Below are 19,328 nucleotides of genomic sequence, written 5' to 3' on the forward strand. Positions count from 1 at the left end.
TTGAAGATGGAGCGGGTAGAGGGAATCGAACCCTCAACTAAAGCTTGGGAAGCTTTCGTTTTGCCACTAAACTATACCCGCATCTGAGCTGCACTTTTTACCAGAACGTTCGGCAAATTAGAAGCCCGCGTTATAAAAAATGTCTTTTCCCTCCGCGCTCCTGCGCCTTTTCCCTACGTCACAAGGCTCACCTATACGGCAGCGATTTCCTCGAGCGTGAGTTCTCGGTATGCCCCCGGCGGCAGGTTCATGTCCAGCGCGATCGCGCCCATGCGCTCCCGGTGCAGCTTGACCACCTTGTTGTCATAGAACCCGAACATGCGTTTGACCTGGTGGTAGCGCCCTTCGACGATGGCGAGCCGGGCCAGGCGCGGCCCGAGGATCTGCAGGTCGGCCGGTTGGGTCGTCAGGTTTTCGAAAGCAAAGTGAAACCCCTCCTGAAACCGGGCCACATAGTGCTCGCCGATTTCGTCCTGGGTTTCGACCAGGTAATGCTTGGGCAGCTTGGTGGCCGGTTGGGTCAGGCGCCGGGACCACTGCCCGTCGTTGGTCAGGATCATCAGCCCGGTGGTATTGAAGTCCAGGCGCCCGGCGATATGCAGGCCCTGCGCGAGCGCGTCGGGCAGCAAGTCCATGACGGTTGGATGCTGGGGATCGTGGGTGGCGCTGACGCAACCGGGCGGCTTGTGCAGCATCAGGTAGCGTGGCGGGAGGCCCGCCTGCAGCACCTCATCGTCCAGCTCGACCCGGCTGAACGCCCGTACTTCCGTTAGCGGGTCGCTGGCCACTTGGCCATCGAGCCGCACGCGACGTTGAGCCAGCATCAGGCGCGCTTGCTGGCGGTTGCAGGTCGGTAGGTTGGCAAGAAAACGATCAAGGCGCATGGTCGTCACCTGCGGGCGATGCCAATTGGGCCTCGACGCCTGCGCAGCTTGGGCACAGGCAGGCACGGTCGCGCAGTTCGGCAGGCAAGGCCTGCAATACCGCCGGGTCGATGCGCACGTTGTAGCACCAGCAAGCCTGGGTGGCCTGCGCAGGATCGGCCAGGGTGCACCGGTTGAGGGCACCGCAGGCGGGGCAACGTTGATCGTCGTTCATTTCAGGTTTCACTGCAGACACGGTTGCGGCCAGCCTGTTTGGCACGATAGAGGGCGCCGTCGGCGCGGGTCAGTAGGGTGTGCAAGGTATCGCCTGGCTGCAGATGACTCACCCCGATGCTGGTGGTCAGGCGCAGGGGCTGGTCCTCGTAACTGAAGGTCAGTTGCTCGGCGCGGCGCCGGATCTTTTCGGCAGCCTCGTTCGCCTGGCGGGCATCGGCCTCACGCAGCAGCACGATGAACTCCTCGCCTCCCCAGCGGCAGAGTATATCGGACTGGCGAATGCTGCCTTGCAGGACATTGGCAAATTGGCGCAGCACTTCGTCGCCTGCCAGGTGACCATAGGTGTCGTTGAGGGCTTTGAAGTGGTCCAGGTCGATCAGCAACGCCACCAGCGGACTGTTGTCACGCTGGGCCTCGCGCAGCGCCTGGGCGGCCAGCAGGTCGAAGCTGCGCCGATTGGGCAGCCCGGTCAGGCTGTCGAGCGTGGCCAGGGCTTCGGTGCTGGCCTGGTGGCGGCGCACCATCGCATGCATCAGGGCTACCACCACAAGGGTGATCATGGCGCAGATCGCCAGGTTCAGGTACAGCGAATGACGGATCCGGTCCAGCGCCCCGGTCTCGCGTTTGTCCACCAGCAGGTACCAATCCAGTTCCGGCAAGTGGCGCACGTTCAGAAAATGGCTGTGGCCTTCAAGGTCGCGGTATTCATGACTGCCTTCGCCAGGCACCGGCTGGCGTGCCAGCACGCCGCCCAGGTCCGGGCTGTCGACCAGCGACTGGCCGACGCGCAGGCCCTGCGGGCCACCGCCTGAGCCTGTCATCAACACCTTGCCCTGGGCGTCGACGAAGACCACGGATCGCTGATAGCGGTGTTGGTACTGGTCGATCATCCTGACCACGGTGGAAACGCTCAGCCCCACCCCTGCCGCGCCGATGAAGCGATCCTGGTAGTCGTGCACCTTGTAGTTGATGAACACGGTCAGGTTGTCCTGATTGGCCATGTCCAGGTCTACATTGATCTCGTAAGGTGCCGCCTGGTCGCGCAGGCGGAAGTACCAGGCATCGCGCCAGGCCTGTGGCTGGACCTGCTTGAGCACGCCCTTGGCCTGGTAGTAGGTCAGCGTGTGTTCGGAGACGAAAAAGGACGTGAAGATGCCCTGCTTGCCCGTTACCTCGCCCAGATAGCGGGTCATGCGCTGGGCATCCTGCTCACCGGCCAACACCCAGTCTCGAAGGAAAGTGTCCTGGGCCATCATCGAGGCGATCAGAACAGGGCGGATCAGGTCTTTCTGGATTTCCGAATAGACCGTGTCGGAGGTCAGCGGCAATTCGGTATTGATGATGCCGTCACGTATGGCGCTGCGCGAGGAGAAATAACTCAGCAGCGACGTGGCGAGGAAACCGCAGGCCAGCAGCATCAGCAGGGCGGCGACTAACGAACGCTGCGATGATGGAGCGGAGCGTGAAGGCATGATCTTCCCATGATGTGTGCCGGGCCGCACATTCTAGTGTTCCGGGCTTTAAATGACTGCAAGATTTTGTCCAGAAGCCGCAGCTGTATCAAATTATTACCAGTATGGCACTGCACGGGTTGACGCTTGTCTTATTCCATGTCGATCAACGTGTCGTGCATCGACGCTCGGCAGCGTTCGCTGCGCGGGCACCTCAGCGGTCCGGGAGGCGGCCTATGTCCTATCGAATTCTGCTTGTGGCCCTGCTCGGGCTGACGCTTGGCGCCTGTGCGCCGTACGCTGGTCGGTCGACCTACTACCGCTCCGACTATTACGTCACTGACCGATATGTCTCGCCTGGTTACGCGCCCGGCTACTACCGGTACGGTCGTTATCCGGTGGCGCCCCAGCCGCGCTACTACTACCAACCGGTGCCTCGTTACCATGCGCCGCCCGGCTACCGACCGTTGCCGCCGCCCGACGTGCGCCGCTGGCACGGCAACCCGCGCTACGATTACGGTCATCGCCAGCGCTGGGACTACAGGCGCGACCGCGATCGACACGACTACCGCAACGATGGCCCGCGCTTCCAGGATGGAGGTCGGCATCAAGGCGGCTGGGGTGACAGGCGTGGGCGAGGCCATTGATCAGGTGAGGAGCGCCCTGCGCCCGACGCGCCGCTAGTGCAGGTCCGCCAGCGGATGATGGCCTTCCCACGTCGCTTGAAAGTGTGCCTGCACCACGGCTGCGGGCACGTGGTCCACATCCGGCCAGTGCCAGCGCGGTTGGTGATCCTTGTCCAGCAGGCGGGCACGCACCCCTTCGCTGAACTCCGGATGACGACAGCAGTTCAGGCTCATCGCGTATTCCATCTGCAACGCCTGCGCCAGTGACAGGTGTCGGGCCCGCTGAATTTGCTCCCACACCAGATGAGCCGTCAGCGGACAGCCGCCCAGCATGCGCTCGGCGGCTGCCGACAGCAGCGGGTCGTCGTGCTGGCGCAGGCTCGCCACTGCCCGCCAGGCAGCGCCCGCGCAGGTGACATCCAGCAGCGCGTCGATAAGCACGCGCCGCGGCAACCACTGGGCCGCCGGCAGTGCCCGGCGGGCGCAATGCTCCTCAGCCCTGAGCAGGCTGTTGAGTTGCAACGCGGTCTGCTCCTGCCAGTTCATCTGCAGCAGTTCGTCGATCAACGCCGCTTGCCGGTCTTCACCCATGAAACGGTCAGCCAACCCCAAGTCCAGCGCATCGCGCGCATTGATAGGCGCACCGGTGAGCCCCAGGAACAACCCCAGCTTGCCCGGTAAGCGGGCCAGGAACCAGCTGGCCCCCACGTCAGGGTACAGACCAATGCTGATCTCAGGCATGGCCAGTGCGCTGCTGGGGGTCACGATGCGTACGTTGGCACCTTGGAGCAAACCCATGCCGCCGCCCAGCACATGGCCATGGCCCCAGCACAGCAGTGGCTTGGGGTAGGTGTGCAAGGCATGGTCCAGGCGATATTCGGCGGCGAAGAACGATGCAGCCAGCGGTGGCACGCTGCCAGGCTGCTCGCGGCACGCCTGGGCCAGCGCCCGCACGTCGCCCCCGGCGCAGAATGCCTTGGCGCCATTGCCGCGCAGCAGCACACAGGCGATGCCTGGGTCTTGCGCCCAGCTGTGCAACTGCTCGGCCAGCGTCTCTATCATCGGCAGGTCGAGGGCATTGAGCGCCCTTGGCGCATCAAGGGTAGCGATGCCCAGGCGAGCGCCATCGGCGCCTGTCAGTACTTGGCAATGAATGCTCATGGCTTACCTCATTCAAGTCACCGCTCAAGTATGGCCTGCCTGGTCGATCCCGCCGGGCACTGGTCGGATCGTTTGACAAGCGTCGGTGTCACCCCTAGTGTCGCCCCATTGTTTACGGAAGCCCCCATGACTGACGACGATCGCATCAAACTCGAACCCAGTTGGAAAGCCGCCTTGCGTGCCGAGTTCGAGCAGCCCTACATGCAGCAGTTGCGCGAGTTCCTGCGCGGTGAATATGCCGCCGGTAAACAGATCTACCCGCCTGGCCCGCTGATCTTCAATGCACTCAACTCCACCCCCCTGGATCAGGTCAAGGTGGTGATTCTCGGCCAGGACCCCTACCACGGCCCAGGGCAGGCCCATGGCCTGTGCTTCTCGGTGCAGCCTGGCGTGCCCACGCCGCCGTCGCTGGTGAACATCTACAAGGAGCTGCACCGCGACCTGAACATTCCCATCCCCAACCATGGCTACCTGCAAAGCTGGGCCGAGCAGGGCGTGTTGCTGCTCAACACCACCATGACCGTGGAGCGGGGCAACGCGGCCTCCCATGCCAAGAAAGGCTGGGAATTCTTCACCGACCGTATCATCGAGGTGGTCAGCGAGCAGTGTGAGCATGTGGTGTTTCTGCTGTGGGGGGCTCATGCGCAGAGCAAACAGAAGCTGATCGACGGCACCAAGCACTTGGTGCTCAAGTCGGTGCACCCCTCGCCGTTGTCGGCGTACCGTGGGTTTCTTGGCTGTGGGCATTTCAGCCGTGCCAACGGCTTTCTCGAGCAGCGCGGGCTTGCGCCCATCAACTGGGCGTTGCCACCGCTGTGAGCCAGACGGGGCCGTCAGGCCCCGACAGGTCATGCGGGCCGCTTGCTCATCCAGTAACGGAACAAGGGCTCGGCCAGGAACAGCACGAAGAGCAGGCGCATCACTTGCAAAGCAGTCACCAGCGGCACCGACAGTTGCAGCGTTTCGGCCGTCAGGCTCATTTCAGCGATGCCGCCGGGCATCATGCCCAGCGTCAGTGAGCGCAGATCCAAAGCTGTCAGCAGGCTCAAGCCCCAGGCGGCAGCGCCAGCCAGGGCCATGCTCAAGGCTGTGGCCACCAGCGTGCGCCCCAGAAATGCCGGCGCGCGGCGGAAGAATGCACGGTTGAAATGGCAGGCCAGGCCGCTGCCGATCAGCCATTGACCGATCTGACTGGCGCCATTGGGCAGGGCGATCTGCAAGTTGCCGGCAAGGCTGAAGGTGGCTGCCACCAGCAGCGGCCCGAACAGCCATGGGTTGGGCTGTTGCAGCCGCTGCCAGAGCCAGCCAGCTGCCACGCCCAGCGGTGCGATGAGGGCCAGCCAGGCCCAGCTGACGCTGCCGGTGTGGTTGAGCGCTACGCCATCGCCCAACAGCAGCTTGAACAGCGCCGGCACGCACAGCACCACCGCCAGCACGCGCAGGCTTTGGGCTGCGGCCACCTGGCTCAATACCGCGCCATTGCGCGCACCCAGGTTGACCATTTCACCGGAACCGCCTGGCATGCTGGCAAAGAACGCAGTGGCGCGGTCCTCACCCGAGCGGCGCAGCAACCACACCCCAAGCACGCTCGAAACGGTAGTGAACAAAGCGCCGAAGAAGATCAAGGCGAAGTGACTGCCCACTTGCTCGATGACCTGGGGCGTGAAGTGCAGGCCGATGCCAAGGCCAATGATGCATTGCCCGCAGCGCCGGCCATTGGGTATTTCTGGCAGCTGCCAAGGGCTCAGGCAACGTACCGCGATGATCGCCAGCAACGAGCCGACCATCCACGGCAAAGGCCAGCCGACCTTGCTGGCGGCGAAACCGCCAGCAAGGCCGACCAGCCCAGTTGCCCAGTACAGCGGCAACCCACGATCAGGCATCGGCCATGGCCCGGCGCTGCAGGCTACGCTTGCGCCAGATGCGCACCATAGGCAGTGCGAGCATGAGCGCTACCAGTGCCCAGACACCCATGCTGATCGGGCTCGACCAGAGAATGCCTAACTCGCCGTTGGAAATTGACAATGCCCGGCGCAGGTTCTGCTCCATCAGGCCACCCAGGATGAAGCCCAGCAGAATCGGCGAAAGTGGGAAGTCCAGCTTGCGCAGGATGTAGCCCATGATGCCGATGCCGACCATCAGGAACAGGTCGAAAGTGGTGGCATGCACGGCATAGACACCGATCCCGGTGATGATGGCGATCACCGGCACCAGGGCCCAGTTCGGCACGGCCAGGATGCGGGTGAAGATGCGGATCATCGGGATGTTCAGGATCACCAGCATGATGTTGGCGATGAACAGCGACGCGATCAGGCCCCAGACGATGTCAGGTTGCTGTTCGAACAGCAGCGGGCCTGGGGTGATGTTGTAGAGCGTCAGCGCGCCGATCATCACCGCCGTGGTACCTGAACCGGGCACGCCCAGGGTCAGCATGGGCACCAGGGCGCCACAGCAGGAAGCGCCAATGGCGGTTTCCGGTGCCGCCAGGCCACGGGCGTCACCCTTGCCGAACTTGCCGCTGGCACCGGCCATGCGTTTTTCGGTCATGTAGGCCACTGCACTGGCCAGTGTGGCACCAGCGCCTGGCAACACGCCCATCACAAAGCCCAGCAGGCCGCAGCGAATGTTCACCACGAACACCGACGCCGCTTCCTTGAAGTTAAACAGCATGCGCCCGGTGGCCTTGACCGCCTGGTGACCGTGGTGGGTCTTTTCCAGCAGCAACAGAATCTCGCTGATCGAGAACAGGCCCAGCACCAGCACGACGAACTGAATGCCGTCGGCCAGGTGCACGCTGTCACCGGTGAAGCGGTACACGCCACTGTTGGCGTCGATGCCCACCGCCGACAGGAACAGGCCGATCAAGGCGGCGATGAAAGTCTTGAGCGGCTTGTCGCCGGCCATGCCGCCCAGGGCGACGATGGCGAACACCATCAGCACGAAGTACTCGGCCGGGCCGAAGGCGATTGCCCACTTGGCCAGCAGCGGGGCGAACAGCACCATGCCGCAGGTGGCGATGAAGGCGCCGATGAACGAGCTCCAGGCCGACAGGGACAGGGCCACGCCCGCCAGGCCCTGGCGGGCCATCGGGTAGCCGTCCAGGGTGGTCATCACGGTCGATGCTTCGCCCGGAATGTTCAGCAGGATCGAGCTGATCCGCCCACCGTACTCGCAGCCCAGGTACACCGCAGCCAGCAGGATCAGTGCCGACTCCGGGGGCAAGCCCAGGGCGAAGGCGATGGGGATCAGCAGGGCCACGCCATTGATCGGGCCCAGGCCCGGCAGCAGGCCGACGACGGTACCGATCAGCGTGCCGGACAGGGCCGTGACCAGGTTGTAAGGGGACAGGGCGACGCCGAAGCCCTGGCCCAGGTAGCTCAAGGTATCCATGTGTCAGTTCTCCAGTACGCTCAGCAGGCCAAGGGGCAGGGGCACGTCCATGACGCGGTCGAACAGCCAGTAGAGGAAGAGGCTCATGCCGACCACGACGATGGCGCTGTGCAGCCAGCGACCGCCATACAGGCGTGCCATGGGCACACCGGCCAGGATGGCGCTGAGGATGAAGCCAAGGGATTCGAAGGTGGCCGCGAAGATCAGCAGCAGGCCGATGCAGGCGGCGATCTTGGTCAAGGTCGCCTTGTCCAGCGCCGGCTCGTCGTCTTTGTGCACGATCGGCGTGGGGCGGATCGCCATGTACAGCAAGCCCAGGCTCATCAGGCCGAGCATCAGCAGCGGGTAGGCACGCGGGCCTACCGGCTCATAGGAAAACGCCGCCTGATAAGGCCAGGCCATCACGGCCAGGGCGGCGCAGACGGCCAGCAGAATCAGGGCGAAGATGCGTTGCAGGATCATGGAGGAATCCTCGGTAAGTAGCGATGGGAGCGGCACACCCGTGAACCTGGGCCAAGGCCCAGGCTAGGCACGGCAGCGTCTGCCTGCTCCCGCCAGGAAAGCCCAGTGGTCTGGATTACTGGACCAGGCCGAATTCCTTGGCCAGCATCTTGTAGTCAGCGACTTGCTTCTTGACGTAGCCATCGAGCTCTTCACCCGTCATGGCGAAGGGGAACAGTTCGCGCTGGTCACGCAACTTGGCGAAGTCTTCGGAGGCCAGCATCTTGTCGAACGATGCTTTCCACCAGGCGTAGTCTTCGTCGCTCACTTTCGGGCCGAGGTAGAAGCCGCGCACCACAGGCCAGACGATGTCGTAGCCCTGCTCCTTGGCGGTGGGGATGTCCTTCATGGCCGGGTCGTCCAGGCGCTTTTCCGAAAACACGGCCAGCAGGCGCATGTTGCCGCTCTCGATGTGCGGCATGGAGTCGGAAATGTCGGTGGAGCCTACCTGGATATGGCCACCGAGCAGTGCGGTGGCAATTTCGCCGCCGCCTTCGAGTGCCACGTAGCGCAGGTCGCGTGGGTTGATGCCGGCTGCCTTGGCGATCAGGGCGGTTTGCATCCAGTCTTGGCTACCTACGGTGCCACCGGAGCCAATCACCACCTTGCTCGGGTCTTTCTTCAGGGCAGCGACCAGGTCGTCGAGGGTTTTGTAGGGCGAGTCGCTCTTGACCGCGATTGCGCCATAGCTGGTGCCGACGGCAGCCAGCCATTTCACTGCATTTTCATCGAAGCGACCGAACTTGCCCTGGGCCAGGTTCAGCAGCGAACCGCTCGACCAGGCCACCAGGGTCCCGGCATCGGCAGGGCGCTGTGCCACCACGGCGTTGTAGGCCACGGCACCGACACCGCCCGGCATGTAGGTCACGCGCATGGGCTTGCTCAGGATCTTCTCCTGCACCAGGGCGCTTTGCACCAGCTTGCAGGTCAGGTCGAAGCCACCGCCAGGCGAGGCCGGGGCGATGCACTCGGGGCGTTTGGGTTCGGCGGCCAGGGCATTGCCTGCCAGTAGCAGGCAGCCGGTTGCCAGTACGATATGGCGCAGTGAAAAGGTCATGGTCTATCTCCGTAGGCGTTGTTGTTATCGGGTTACCACAGGGCGACGCTGTAGCTCACCAGCAGCCGCACTTCGTCGGCGTCACGGGCGAAATTGGAGCGGAAGGTCGCGTTTCGCAGGCGCACCGCCACGTTCTTGAGCGGGCCGTTCTGCACCACGTATTTCAGCTCGGTATCGCGTTCCCATTCCTTGCCCTCGCCACCGCTGGCACGGCTGACGTTGTCGCCGCTGATGTAGCGGGTCAGGAACGTCAGGCCAGGCACGCCGAGTGCGGCAAAGTTGTAGTCGTAGCGGGCCTGCCAGGAGCGCTCGTCGGCATTGGCGAAGTCGTTGATCTGGACGAAATTGACCAGGTATGGGTCGGCACCATCGACATAGGGGAACGCGCTGTCGCCGGTCAGCTGCTGCCAGCCGGCGCTGAACTTGTGCCCGCCCAAGGCATAACTGACCATGCCGTTGAAGGTGGTATTGTCGATGCTGCCGGCCCTGGCAGCGCCTGCGTCATCGCTCAGCGCCAGGCGCAGGTCGAAGGCCAGTGCGCCTGGGCCCACGGCTTGGGTGGCGAGCAGGCCGATGAAGTGCTGGCTGTAGATGTCGTCCAGTTGGGCGAAGTGGTAGCTGCCGGTCAGCCGGTCGTTGAACTGGTAGTCCAGCCCGGCCAGGGACAGGTTGTCTGCGCTGAACGAGCCACCGAAGCGGCCGTTCTTGTTGTTCAGTGCCAGGTCTTCCCAGTTGGTGTCGTCACGGTCCTTGGCCTTGTCCAGGCGCCCGCCGGTGATGGTCAGGCCCTTGATTTCCTTGGAGGTGAGCAGCCCGCCTTCGAATGTCTGCGGCAGAATGCGGCCATCGTTTGGGCGCAGGGTGGGCAGGGAAGGGATCAGCGTGCCGATCTTGAGTTCGGTTTTGGAAATCTTGGCCTTGGCGGTCAGGCCGAGCTTTGAGTACTCGTCGGCAGCTTTGCCGTTGTCATGGGTCGGCAGCAGGCCGCTGCCGGTACGGTCTGGGCTTGAATCGAGCTTGATGCCCATCATGCCGAGCGCATCTACGCCGAAGCCTACGGTGCCTTCGGTGTAACCGGATTCGAGGTTGAGCATGAACCCCTGGGCCCATTCGTCGCGCTTGGATTGTTGCGCACTGGTGCCATCGCGAAAGTCGCGATTGAAGTACATGTTGCGGGTTTCGAAGGTGGCCGTGCTGTCTTCGAAAAAGGCGGCCTGGCTGAGCGGGGCGACGCCGGCGAGCGCGAGGGCGCTGGCAATGGCGCTGGGGCGTGCGGCAAAGGAACGAGCAGGTGCGAATGCCTGCGGCTGCAATGACAGCATCGTTGTGGCTCCGTTTCTTGTTCTTATTCGATTGCACCTTGCTGGTGCTTTATTCGGCGCTCGGGGCGACCGTGGTGCGATGCTAGGTAACGAACCTTTCGCTAACCTTTCAGCGCGAAAGGTTTGTCGAGCCGGCTTCACAGGTCGCCGCGGCGGGGTACACTCCGCGCCATCGCCCCACCGAACAGGGACAATCCGATGCGTGTGTTGCTGGTAGAAGACCATCTGCAATTGGCTGACAGCGTGGCCCAGGCCCTGAAAGGTCTAGGCCTGACGGTGGATGTGCTGCATGACGGGGTAGCTGCCGACCTTGCGCTTGGCAGTGAGGACTACGCCGTGGCCGTGCTCGACGTGGGCTTGCCGCGTATGGATGGCTTCGAGGTGCTGGCACGCTTGCGCGGGCGTGGCAAGACCGTGCCGGTACTGATGCTCACCGCCCGTAGCGACGTCAAGGATCGGGTCCATGGCCTCAACCTGGGGGCTGACGATTACCTGGCCAAGCCGTTCGAGTTGACCGAGCTTGAGGCACGGGTCAAGGCGCTGCTGCGCCGTAGTGTGCTGGGGGGCGAGCGCCAGCAGCGCTGCGGGCCGCTGGTGTATGACCTCGATACCCGGCGGTTCACCTTGGGTGAAGCGCCGTTGTCCCTGACCTCCCGCGAGCAGGGGGTGCTCGAAGCCTTGATTGCCCGGCCGGGCCGGGTGATGAGCAAGGAACAGTTGGCGGCCCAGGTGTTCGGCCTGGACGAGGACGCCAGCCCCGATGCCATCGAGATCTACGTCCATCGCCTGCGCAAGAAGCTCGATGGCCATCCGGTGGCCATCGTCACCTTCCGCGGCCTGGGGTACCTGCTCGAGCATCGCGATGCGTGAAAACATCAGTCTGCGTGGGCGCCTGCTGGGCAATCTGGCGTTGCTGTTGGTGGTCCTGATGCTGGCCAGTGGGCTCAGTGCCTACTGGAACGGCCGTGAGGCAGCGGACACCGCCTACGACCGAACCCTGCTGGCGTCCGCCCGCACCATCGCCGCGGGCCTGTCGCAACGCGACGGCTCGTTGAGCGCAGATGTGCCCTATGTGGCGCTCGATACCTTTGCCTACGACAGCGCTGGACGCATCTACTACCAAGTCCTGGACATCAACCAGCGGCTGATTTCTGGGTATGAAAAGCTGCCGCCTCCGCCGCCTGGCACCCCCCGCACCGATGACTATCCCGCCCTGGCGCGTTTCTATGACGCGACGTATCTGGGACAGAACGTGCGAGTGGTCAGCCTGCTCAAAGCGGTGAGCGAGCCGAACATGAACGGCATGGCGGAAATCCGCGTGGCCGAAACGGATGAGGCGCGGGTGAGCATGGCTCGCGGCCTGATGGGCGATACGTTGCTGCGCCTGGGCATGTTGGCCTTGGGCGCTTTGGTGATGGTGTGGTTCGCCGTCAGTGCGGCGCTGCGACCGCTCGAGCGCCTGCGCACAGCGGTCGAAGAGCGCCAGCCGGACGATCTGCGCCCGTTGCCGGTGGTGCAGGTGCAGCCTGAGCTGCGGCCACTGGTAGGGGCGCTCAACCATTTCACCGAACGTCTGCGTGCACAGTTCGAGCGCCAGGCGCAGTTCATCGCCGATGCTGCCCACGAACTGCGTACGCCCTTGGCGGCGCTCAAGGCGCGGGTGGAGCTGGGTTTGCGCGCCAGTGAACCGCAGCAGTGGCATCAAACGCTGGAAGCGGCGGCCCAGGGCACCGACAAATTGACGCACCTGGCCAACCAGTTGCTTTCACTGGCACGTGTGGAAAACGGCGCGCGCGCAATCGCCGAGGGGGGCGCTCAGCGCTTGGACCTCAGCCAGCTGGCGCGCGAGCTGGGCATGGCCATGGCGCCGTTGGCGCACAACCGCGGGGTTGCGCTGGCCCTCGAGGCGCAGGCGCCGGTATGGCTCAAGGGCGAGCCAACGTTGCTCAACGAGCTGTTGAGCAACTTGGTCGACAATGCCCTGGCCCACACCCCCAAGGGTGGCAACGTCATCCTGCGCGTGCTCGCGCCTGCGGTGCTCGAGGTGGAAGACGACGGCCCCGGCATTCCAGAGGCCGAGCGCGAGCGGGTGTTCGAGCGTTTTTATCGCCGTAGCGCCCAGGGCAGCGGGTTGGGCCTTGCGATCGTGGGAGAGATCTGCCGGGCTCACCTGGCGCAGATCAGCCTGCATGATGGTGACAACGGCGGGCTGCGCGTGCGGGTGAGTTTCATCGCTGACTGAGCGCTGGCGGCCGGAGTAGCCGGCGGCCAGACAGTGTGAAGCCCTCAGCGCAACAAGCTTCGGGCTTCGAGCAGGTCCTCGGCGTGCAGCTCGCTGCCCATGGGCAGGCCCAGGTGTCGGTAGGCTGGCAAGGCTGCCAGCGGCCTTTCCCGACCACGTTGGCTGACACAGCGAGCGATCTGGACCACATCGATGTAGTCGATGCGGTCGGTCTGCCGATCCAGGTCCTGGACCAGGCCAGGCAGCTTGACCAGCTGTTCGGGGAACTCCCAGGCCTTGAGTATCTTGTCGCCCAGGACGGGCTGGATCAGTTCGATGACATGGTGCAGGCAGACCGGATCGGACAGCAGTTCGTTGTGCTCCTCGGCGTAGATCAGTACCGGCAGCGCGCCGATCTGGTTGACCAGGCCGCCCAGTGCCGCCTGATCAGGCTTGAGCCGCGTGTAGCGCCGGGCCAACTCGTAGCTCATCCCCGCGACTTCGAGGCTGTTGGCCCAGATTTCGCGCAGTTTCTGCTCCACGGCAGGCGAGCGCGCATGGAAGATCTGCTCGATGACCAGGCCGATGGCCAGGTTGCAGCTGTAGTTGATGCCCAGGCGGGTGATCGCCGTGTGCAGCTCGGTAACCTCCACCGTGGCTCGCAGCAGCGGGCTGTTGACCACCTTGATCAGGCGTGCCGACAAGGCGGCATCGCGGCCGATCACCCGGCTCAAGGCCGCCACGCTGATCTCGCTGTCTTCCGCAGCCTCGCGGATGCTCAAGGCAACCTCAGGCAAAGTCGGAAGTACCAGGTCATCCTTTTCGATGGCATCCAGCAATTGCGCCTGGACCATTTCGGCCAGCTTGTTCATGGACATGTCTACCGCAGTGGTGAAGCGGCCCCGCTGTCGTGGCAGGGCGGGGCTGGTCAGCGCTGGATTTCCCTGTCGCGGTCCAGTTCGTAGGGCAGGGGCAGCACCTGCAGGCGCGGGCCTTCGAGATGACCCAAGTGCAGGTTGCCATCTTCCACGGCATCGGCTGCGATCACGGCGAGCAGTTCACAGCCAGTGCCGGTACTGGCCGCCATCACCACGTCGCCCACCGAGGAGCCATGCACGGGGGAGAACAGCTGCTCCCCGGCTGCCGGCAGGGCCTGCTGATCGATGGCCAGGCGGTACATGCGACGCTTGAGCTTGCCCAGGTACTGCATGCGCGCAACGATTTCCTGGCCGGTGTAGCACCCTTTCTTGAAGCTGACACCATCGACGGCTTGCAGGTTGATCATTTGCGGAATGAACTGCTCGCGGGTAGGGCCAAACACCTGGCCGATGCCGGCGCGTATCTGCCCCAGCAGCCATGGGTTGAGGTCACCTTCGGGCAACGTACCGGCCAGGGTCTTGCGCACCTCGCCTGCCAGCTCCGCTGGTGCCCAGAGTTCAGCGCGACCTGTGCTGACCGTTACAGCGATCAGCCCTTCTCGCCGTGCAGTGCTGCCGGCTTCAGGTGCCAATTCCAAACCCAGCGCCGCAAGCGCTGCCTGGCCGTCGTGCAGGCCGAAACGCACCCAGGCGGCGCTCTCGTCGGTCAGGGTGGCCTTGGAGAATACGGCGTACTTCTTCAGGTCGGCCAGTTGCGGCTCCAGCAGTTCACTGGCCATGGCCAGGAGGTAACCGTTGCCTTCGGGCAGAATCCTGAAACTGGACTGCATGCGCCCCTTGACCATGCAACGTGCGCCAAAGCTGGCGTATTCGGGGCTGAGGTAGTTGATGTTGCAGGTCAGCTGGCCCTGCAGGAACTTGCCTGCATCGGAGCCGCGGACAGCGAGAATGCCTTCGTGGGACAGAGGGCAGAAGAAAGCGGTATCGGCCATGGGTCATCGCGGTGGCTTAAAGTCTGGGGCCATCATAGAACGCCGGTAACAAAATAGGTAGGTGACTTAGACCAACAGCTGGCTGTCGCTTCGCGCGGCTGACTGTATACTGGCGGGCCACTCGAGGAGGGCCCCATGGTCGAACAAACTGAACTCAACCGGCTTTTCTGGCACAGCCGCCGAGGCATGCTGGAACTGGACGTCCTGCTGGTGCCTTTCACCCAGGAGGTCTACCCCACCCTCAACGAAGCCGATCGTCAGTTGTATGTTCGGCTGCTGAGCTGTGAGGACCAGGACATGTTCGGCTGGTTCATGGAGCGTACCGAGTCCGAGGACCCGGAGTTGCAGCGCATGGTTCGCATCATCCTGGACCGTGTCCAACCCAAGTGAGTGGTTCGAATGCCGCTGGCAGGGCTCACGCCTGTTGCTGGCGGCCTACCTGATCTGCCAGGTACTCGCCTGGTTCGCCGTGCTTGTCAGCCCATTACCGTCCTGGTTGGGGCTGCTGGTGGTCGCCGCGTGCATCGTCCATGCGGCCTGGGCTATTCCGCGTCGTATTCTGTTGACCCATGTTCAGGCTGTCACCGGGCTGCGCCGTGATGGGGCCGGCTGGTGGGTGTTTTCCCGCGCTCGGGGGTGGCAGCCGGTACGGCTGTGTCGTGACAGCATCGCGTTGCCGTCGCTCGTGGTGCTGAGATTCATCCCTGTTGGGGCGTGGTGGGGGCACAGCCAGTGTGTGCCCAGGGATGCGCTTGGGACAGATGAGCATCGGCGTTTGCGGGTAAGGTTGAAGTTCAGCCGCAGGCGCTGGGTGGCGCCCATACAGCCCTAACGACCGAGCCGAGCGCCGCGTCTCCTCGCTCTCGCTCTCGCTCTTGCTTTTAAGCGCGCGGTAGCCCAGGCGCCGCAGATCGCGACTTCAGGAGGCCGAGCGCAGGGCTTGCGGAGGGAGGTGACAGGCATGGATGCCTGTCAAGCGCTGGGCCCCAGGAGGGGGCCTGCAGCGGGGTCCTCCCGGGAGCAAGCCTGGAGCGAGGGAACCCCGGAGCGTAGCGTAGGGGCCGGATGATAGGAGCAGGCGGTTTTTGCTTACTTTTTGACAAGACCCTCCATGTCAGGATAGTTGTCGCCCCGTGCAATAGATGGAGGGCGAGGACTGTCTCATGAAGCAACGACGTTACACCGCTGAGGAAAAAGCCTGGGCGCTGGAGCAAATGTCGGCCCCGATCAGCCGTACGGTCGTAGAGCTGGCCAAGCAAACGGGCATCACTGCTGTCACACTCAGGACTTGGCGTAACGAAGCCAAGACCCAGGGAGCACAGATGGCAGGAACAGGTAAGCGCAACGGGCGCTGGAGCAGCGCTGACAAGTTCAGGGCAGTGCTCCAGACAGCCGCAATGAGCGAGGCAGAGATTTCGGCATACTGCCGTACCGCAGGCATTGTGCCGGCGGACTTGGTGTTGTGGCGTGCAGCGTGTGAGCAAGCCAATACGCCTACCCAGCAGGAACCCGCCAAAGATATTGCTTCGGTCAAGCGTATCGAGCAATTGGAGCGTGAGCTGCGGCGCAAAGAAAAGGCTTTGGCAGAAACGGCAGCGTTGTTGGTGCTGCGAAAAAAGGCCAATGCGATCTGGGGCAAGGGCGAGGACGAATGACCAGCGCCGCAGATCGCACCACTGCCCTTGAGTTGATCGATGCGGCTATCGAGTCAGGCGCTCGTCAGCGTGCAGCCTGCACAGAGCTGGGCATCACCGAGCGCACCTTGCAGCGGTGGCGCAACCAACCTAAAGACCGGCGGCCTGAAACGAGTCGCCCAACGCCGGCCAACAAACTGAGCGAGCAGGAGCGGCTGGCGGTTCTGGCAGCAGCCAATCGTCCTGACTGTGCAGGCCTCACTCCACATGAAATCGTGCCGAAGTTGGCAGATGAAGGCCTTTACTTGGCCTCAGAATCCACCTTTTATCGAGTGCTCAAGTCAGCAGGCCAGGCACATCGGCGTGGACGCGGCAGAAAGCCCCAAGCCAGGCCGCTCACCACGCACAGGGCAGACGGCCCGAACCAGGTTTGGTGCTGGGATATCACCTGGCTGCCCAGCACAGTCAAAGGCCGTTACTTCTACTGGTACATGGTCAAAGATATCTACAGCCGCAAGCTGGTCATGAATGAGGTGCATGAGGCAGAGAGCGCTGAACATGCCAGCGTCTTGCTGGAACGTGCCTGTCTGCGTGAAGCAATCCGCCCGGAAACATTGGTGCTTCATTCAGACAATGGCAGCGCCATGAAAGGCGCGACAATGCTGGCCGCTCTGCGTGATCTGGGTGTGCTGCCATCGTTTAGCCGCCCGCGGGTCAGCAACGATAACGCCTATGCCGAAGCCTTGTTCCGTACGGCCAAGTACTGCTCGCGATGGCCAGGCCTGCCGTTTGAATCACTGGACGAGGCTCGGGTATGGGTCATGGAGTTTGCTGCCTGGTACAACAATGAACACCGCCATAGCGCGCTTAAATACGTCACTCCTGCGCAGCGACATGGGAGGCAGGATGCTGCTGCGCTGAAGCAGCGTGAACAGGTCTACACGGTGGCTCAGCGTGGGAATCCAGAGCGCTGGGCTAGAGGAATCCGCAGCTGGAAGCTGCCTGACCATGTGTATCTGAATCGTGAGCGAGACGCCCAGCAGCAAGTCGGTTAGGCAAGACACGACAACTACCTTGACACATACCGAAGACAAAAAGTAAGCCGCCGTAAGGGCGGAAAGGTGACTGTGCGCCACCCGTGCCAATGAATACCAACTTGCTGTATGCGCCCACGCTTTCAAGTTTCAAGTTTGATTGCGTTGGCGTGGGTATTGAAAGAGAGCATATTCCATTTGCGATGGCGACGCTTAGTCACCTTTTCGCCATTACGTGAACTGACCCCCGAATGTTGGACACCTATCTCACCGGAGGGTGTTCCATGACGAAATACAACCTGGCGCTCAAACAGGCACTCATCGAAGAGTGCCTTTCTGCTCCTAGCATTCATGAAGTGGCGCTAAAGCATGACCTCAGTCCATCGATGCTACGTCGGTGGGTAAAGGGCTATGAAAAACACGGCGCAGCCGGTTTAAATGCCAAGTACAGCCGCTACGATGCCCAGTTCAAATTGAAGGTTTTGCAGTGCATTGAGCAAGAAGGATTGTCTGCCCAGCAAGCCTGCATCCAGTTTGATATTCGTGGTCCAAGTAGCATCAGGCAGTGGAAAAGGTTGTATGATCAAGGCGGAGTTGAAGCACTTCATCCGCATCATACCCGAGAGTTGAGCATGCCCCGTAAGCCATCGAAAAAAACCAGCGCAAGTCCTCCTACCGCTTCGGATAGCGACCTGACACCCGAGCAAATGCTCGAAGAGCTGGAATATCTGCGTGCGGAGAATGCTTACCTAAAAAAGCTCGATGCCTTGATCCAAGCGGACCCTCGCACTGCGCAGGCGAGAAAACGAAGGCTGTCCAAGGATTGAGGCACGGGCATCGACTCGCTCTGCTGTTACGTGCCGCCGGGCTTGCACGTAGTACCTTTTATTACCAAAGCAAGGTGTTGTTGACTGACAAGCATGCGGCTTTGAAAGAGAGTATCAACAACGTCTATCACGAGCATAAGGGACGGTATGGCTATCGCCGGATCACTGAGACCCTCAAGCACAACGGTCGGATGATTAATCACAAGAAGGTGCAGCGACTGATGCAGCTTATGGGTCTCCAGTCGCTGGTCAGGGCGAAGAAATATCGCTCGTACCGAGGCTCAGAGGGACTGGTTGCGCCTGATCTGCTCAGGCGAGAATTCAAGGCAGGAGCCCCTAATCAGAAATGGGCAACCGACGTGACAGAGTTCAAAGTGAAGGGGCAGAAGCTGTTTCTTTCGCCGTTGATGGACCTGTATAACGGCGAAATCCTCGCTTATCAGATTAACCGGCGCCCGGAGTTCAAGATGGTCTCGGCAATGCTTGAGCAAGCCTTTGAGCGGCTGAATCCAGGTGATAAACCGATATTGCACTCCGATCAAGGATGGCAGTACAGGCAGCCCACTTACCGGCATATGCTGGCCGAGAAGAACATTGAGCAGAGTATGTCGCGTAAGGGCAACTGCCTAGACAACGCCGCAATGGAAAGCTTTTTCGGCACACTCAAGAGCGAATATTTTTACCTGGAGTCGTTTGAAAATGTCGAGCAGTTGGCTTCAGGACTTGATGATTACATCGCTTACTACAACCAAAAACGCATCAGCCTCAGACTTGATGGCCTGAGTCCGATACAATTTCGGACCCACGCGCTGGCCCCATAGCGCTCACTGTCCAACTTTTGGGGGTCAGTTCAACGGCGAGTCACTTTTTGTCAAACGCGACAAAAAGTAACCAAAAAACGCTGTGCTCCATTCATACGGCCCCTACGCTACGCTTCGGGGTTCCCTCACTCCGGTCTTGCTCCCGGGAGGACCGCGCTGTAGGCCCCATCCTGGGGCCCAGCGCTTGACAGGCATCCATGCCTGTCACCTCCCTCCGCAAGCCCTGCATTCGGCCTTCTGAAGTCGCGAAGATCAAAAGCCAAAGCAAGATCAAGATCAAGATCAAGGTCAAAACCGCTTCAGCAGTCCCTGG

Annotated in this window: 19 protein-coding genes and 1 tRNA gene; 8 read left to right on the forward strand and 12 right to left on the reverse strand. The window is 62.3% G+C overall.

Going from position 1 to position 19,328, the window contains the following annotated elements:
* Nucleotides 1–7 precede the first annotated feature (7 nt).
* The 4 genes from B2J77_RS04630 to B2J77_RS04645 form a co-directional block, all read right to left on the reverse strand.
* Nucleotides 8–81, reverse strand: a tRNA-Gly gene (locus B2J77_RS04630).
* Between the two features lie 110 nt (nt 82–191).
* Entirely contained in the window at nt 192–884 is a 693-nt protein-coding gene (locus B2J77_RS04635) for a pseudouridine synthase (protein ID WP_058637100.1), read from the reverse strand.
* On the reverse strand, nt 874–1,098 hold the full coding sequence (locus B2J77_RS04640; RefSeq protein WP_058603200.1) for a cysteine-rich CWC family protein: 225 nt from the start codon (nt 1,096–1,098) through the stop codon (nt 874–876). The genes B2J77_RS04635 and B2J77_RS04640 overlap by 11 nt, the downstream gene beginning before the upstream one ends.
* 1 nt (nt 1,099) lies before the next feature.
* A complete protein-coding gene (locus B2J77_RS04645; RefSeq protein WP_058637099.1) occupies nt 1,100–2,572 on the reverse strand; it encodes a diguanylate cyclase domain-containing protein in 1,473 nt (490 codons plus the stop codon).
* Nucleotides 2,573–2,787: 215 nt separating this feature from the next.
* On the opposite strand from B2J77_RS04645, the gene B2J77_RS04650 reads away from it, so the two are divergent.
* Nucleotides 2,788–3,198 (forward strand): hypothetical protein, encoded by a 411-nt coding sequence (locus tag B2J77_RS04650; protein WP_078478075.1) that lies wholly within the window; start codon nt 2,788–2,790, stop codon nt 3,196–3,198.
* 33 nt (nt 3,199–3,231) lie between these two features.
* Here B2J77_RS04650 and B2J77_RS04655 read toward each other — a convergent pair whose 3' ends face one another.
* The gene (locus B2J77_RS04655; RefSeq protein ID WP_078478076.1) at nt 3,232–4,338 is read right to left on the reverse strand and encodes an enoyl-CoA hydratase/isomerase family protein; all 1,107 of its coding nucleotides are present in this window, start codon (nt 4,336–4,338) and stop codon (nt 3,232–3,234) included.
* Nucleotides 4,339–4,464: 126 nt separating this feature from the next.
* Here B2J77_RS04655 and ung point away from each other — a divergent pair, with 126 nt between their 5' ends.
* Nucleotides 4,465–5,157 carry a uracil-DNA glycosylase gene (gene ung / locus B2J77_RS04660; RefSeq protein WP_023534412.1) on the forward strand — a complete coding sequence of 231 codons (693 nt, stop codon included), beginning with the start codon at nt 4,465–4,467 and terminating at the stop codon, nt 5,155–5,157.
* 29 nt (nt 5,158–5,186) lie between these two features.
* Here the strand turns inward: ung and B2J77_RS04665 are convergent, their stop codons facing one another.
* From B2J77_RS04665 to B2J77_RS04685, 5 genes are all read right to left on the reverse strand, one after another.
* Nucleotides 5,187–6,221, reverse strand: coding sequence for an AbrB family transcriptional regulator (locus B2J77_RS04665; protein WP_058637095.1), 1,035 nt, complete (start codon nt 6,219–6,221; stop codon nt 5,187–5,189).
* Nucleotides 6,214–7,728 (reverse strand): tripartite tricarboxylate transporter permease, encoded by a 1,515-nt coding sequence (locus tag B2J77_RS04670; RefSeq protein ID WP_078478077.1) that lies wholly within the window; start codon nt 7,726–7,728, stop codon nt 6,214–6,216. The genes B2J77_RS04665 and B2J77_RS04670 overlap by 8 nt, the downstream gene beginning before the upstream one ends.
* Nucleotides 7,729–7,731: 3 nt before the next feature.
* Complete coding sequence (locus B2J77_RS04675; RefSeq protein ID WP_058603193.1) at nt 7,732–8,190, reverse strand: tripartite tricarboxylate transporter TctB family protein; 459 nt, start codon at nt 8,188–8,190, stop codon at nt 7,732–7,734.
* Between the two features lie 115 nt (nt 8,191–8,305).
* Entirely contained in the window at nt 8,306–9,286 is a 981-nt protein-coding gene (locus tag B2J77_RS04680) for a Bug family tripartite tricarboxylate transporter substrate binding protein (protein WP_058603192.1), read from the reverse strand.
* A gap of 32 nt (nt 9,287–9,318) precedes the next feature.
* Nucleotides 9,319–10,608 carry an OprD family porin gene (locus B2J77_RS04685; RefSeq protein WP_078478078.1) on the reverse strand — a complete coding sequence of 430 codons (1,290 nt, stop codon included), beginning with the start codon at nt 10,606–10,608 and terminating at the stop codon, nt 9,319–9,321.
* 198 nt (nt 10,609–10,806) lie between these two features.
* Between B2J77_RS04685 and B2J77_RS04690 the strand changes: the two genes are divergently transcribed.
* Complete coding sequence (locus tag B2J77_RS04690; protein WP_078478079.1) at nt 10,807–11,478, forward strand: response regulator; 672 nt, start codon at nt 10,807–10,809, stop codon at nt 11,476–11,478.
* Nucleotides 11,471–12,850 (forward strand): sensor histidine kinase, encoded by a 1,380-nt coding sequence (locus B2J77_RS04695; protein ID WP_058639953.1) that lies wholly within the window; start codon nt 11,471–11,473, stop codon nt 12,848–12,850. The genes B2J77_RS04690 and B2J77_RS04695 overlap by 8 nt, the downstream gene beginning before the upstream one ends.
* A 44-nt stretch (nt 12,851–12,894) precedes the next feature.
* Here the strand turns inward: B2J77_RS04695 and B2J77_RS04700 are convergent, their stop codons facing one another.
* Both B2J77_RS04700 and B2J77_RS04705 read right to left on the reverse strand, forming a co-directional pair.
* Nucleotides 12,895–13,701 (reverse strand): HDOD domain-containing protein, encoded by an 807-nt coding sequence (locus B2J77_RS04700; RefSeq protein ID WP_058603188.1) that lies wholly within the window; start codon nt 13,699–13,701, stop codon nt 12,895–12,897.
* A 56-nt stretch (nt 13,702–13,757) separates the two neighbouring features.
* Nucleotides 13,758–14,699, reverse strand: coding sequence for a YgfZ/GcvT domain-containing protein (locus tag B2J77_RS04705; protein WP_078478080.1), 942 nt, complete (start codon nt 14,697–14,699; stop codon nt 13,758–13,760).
* 135 nt (nt 14,700–14,834) lie between these two features.
* Between B2J77_RS04705 and B2J77_RS04710 the strand changes: the two genes are divergently transcribed.
* The 4 genes from B2J77_RS04710 (at nt 14,835) to B2J77_RS04725 (ending at nt 19,015) form a co-directional block, all read left to right on the forward strand.
* Entirely contained in the window at nt 14,835–15,089 is a 255-nt protein-coding gene (locus tag B2J77_RS04710) for a succinate dehydrogenase assembly factor 2 (RefSeq protein WP_058603186.1), read from the forward strand.
* Nucleotides 15,073–15,531: a protein YgfX gene (locus B2J77_RS04715; RefSeq protein WP_078478081.1), complete on the forward strand. Its 459-nt coding sequence runs from the start codon at nt 15,073–15,075 to the stop codon at nt 15,529–15,531. Before B2J77_RS04710 ends, B2J77_RS04715 begins: the two co-directional genes overlap by 17 nt.
* Nucleotides 15,532–15,862: 331 nt before the next feature.
* Nucleotides 15,863–17,388 (forward strand): IS3 family transposase gene (locus B2J77_RS04720; protein WP_416231882.1). Its coding sequence is split into 2 segments (ribosomal slippage): nt 15,863–16,322 and nt 16,322–17,388, totalling 1,527 coding nucleotides; the frame shifts between segments, so codons are not numbered across the junction.
* A gap of 263 nt (nt 17,389–17,651) precedes the next feature.
* Nucleotides 17,652–19,015, forward strand: a protein-coding gene (locus B2J77_RS04725) for an IS3 family transposase (protein WP_153302485.1) whose coding sequence is annotated in 2 segments (ribosomal slippage) — nt 17,652–18,117 and nt 18,117–19,015 — 1,365 coding nt in all. Because the reading frame shifts where the segments join, the coding sequence is not laid out codon by codon here.
* The last annotated feature ends 313 nt before the right edge of the window (nt 19,016–19,328 follow it).

Origin of the sequence: Pseudomonas parafulva (genome assembly GCF_002021815.1) — a bacterium.
Lineage (GTDB): Bacteria > Pseudomonadota > Gammaproteobacteria > Pseudomonadales > Pseudomonadaceae > Aquipseudomonas > Aquipseudomonas parafulva_B.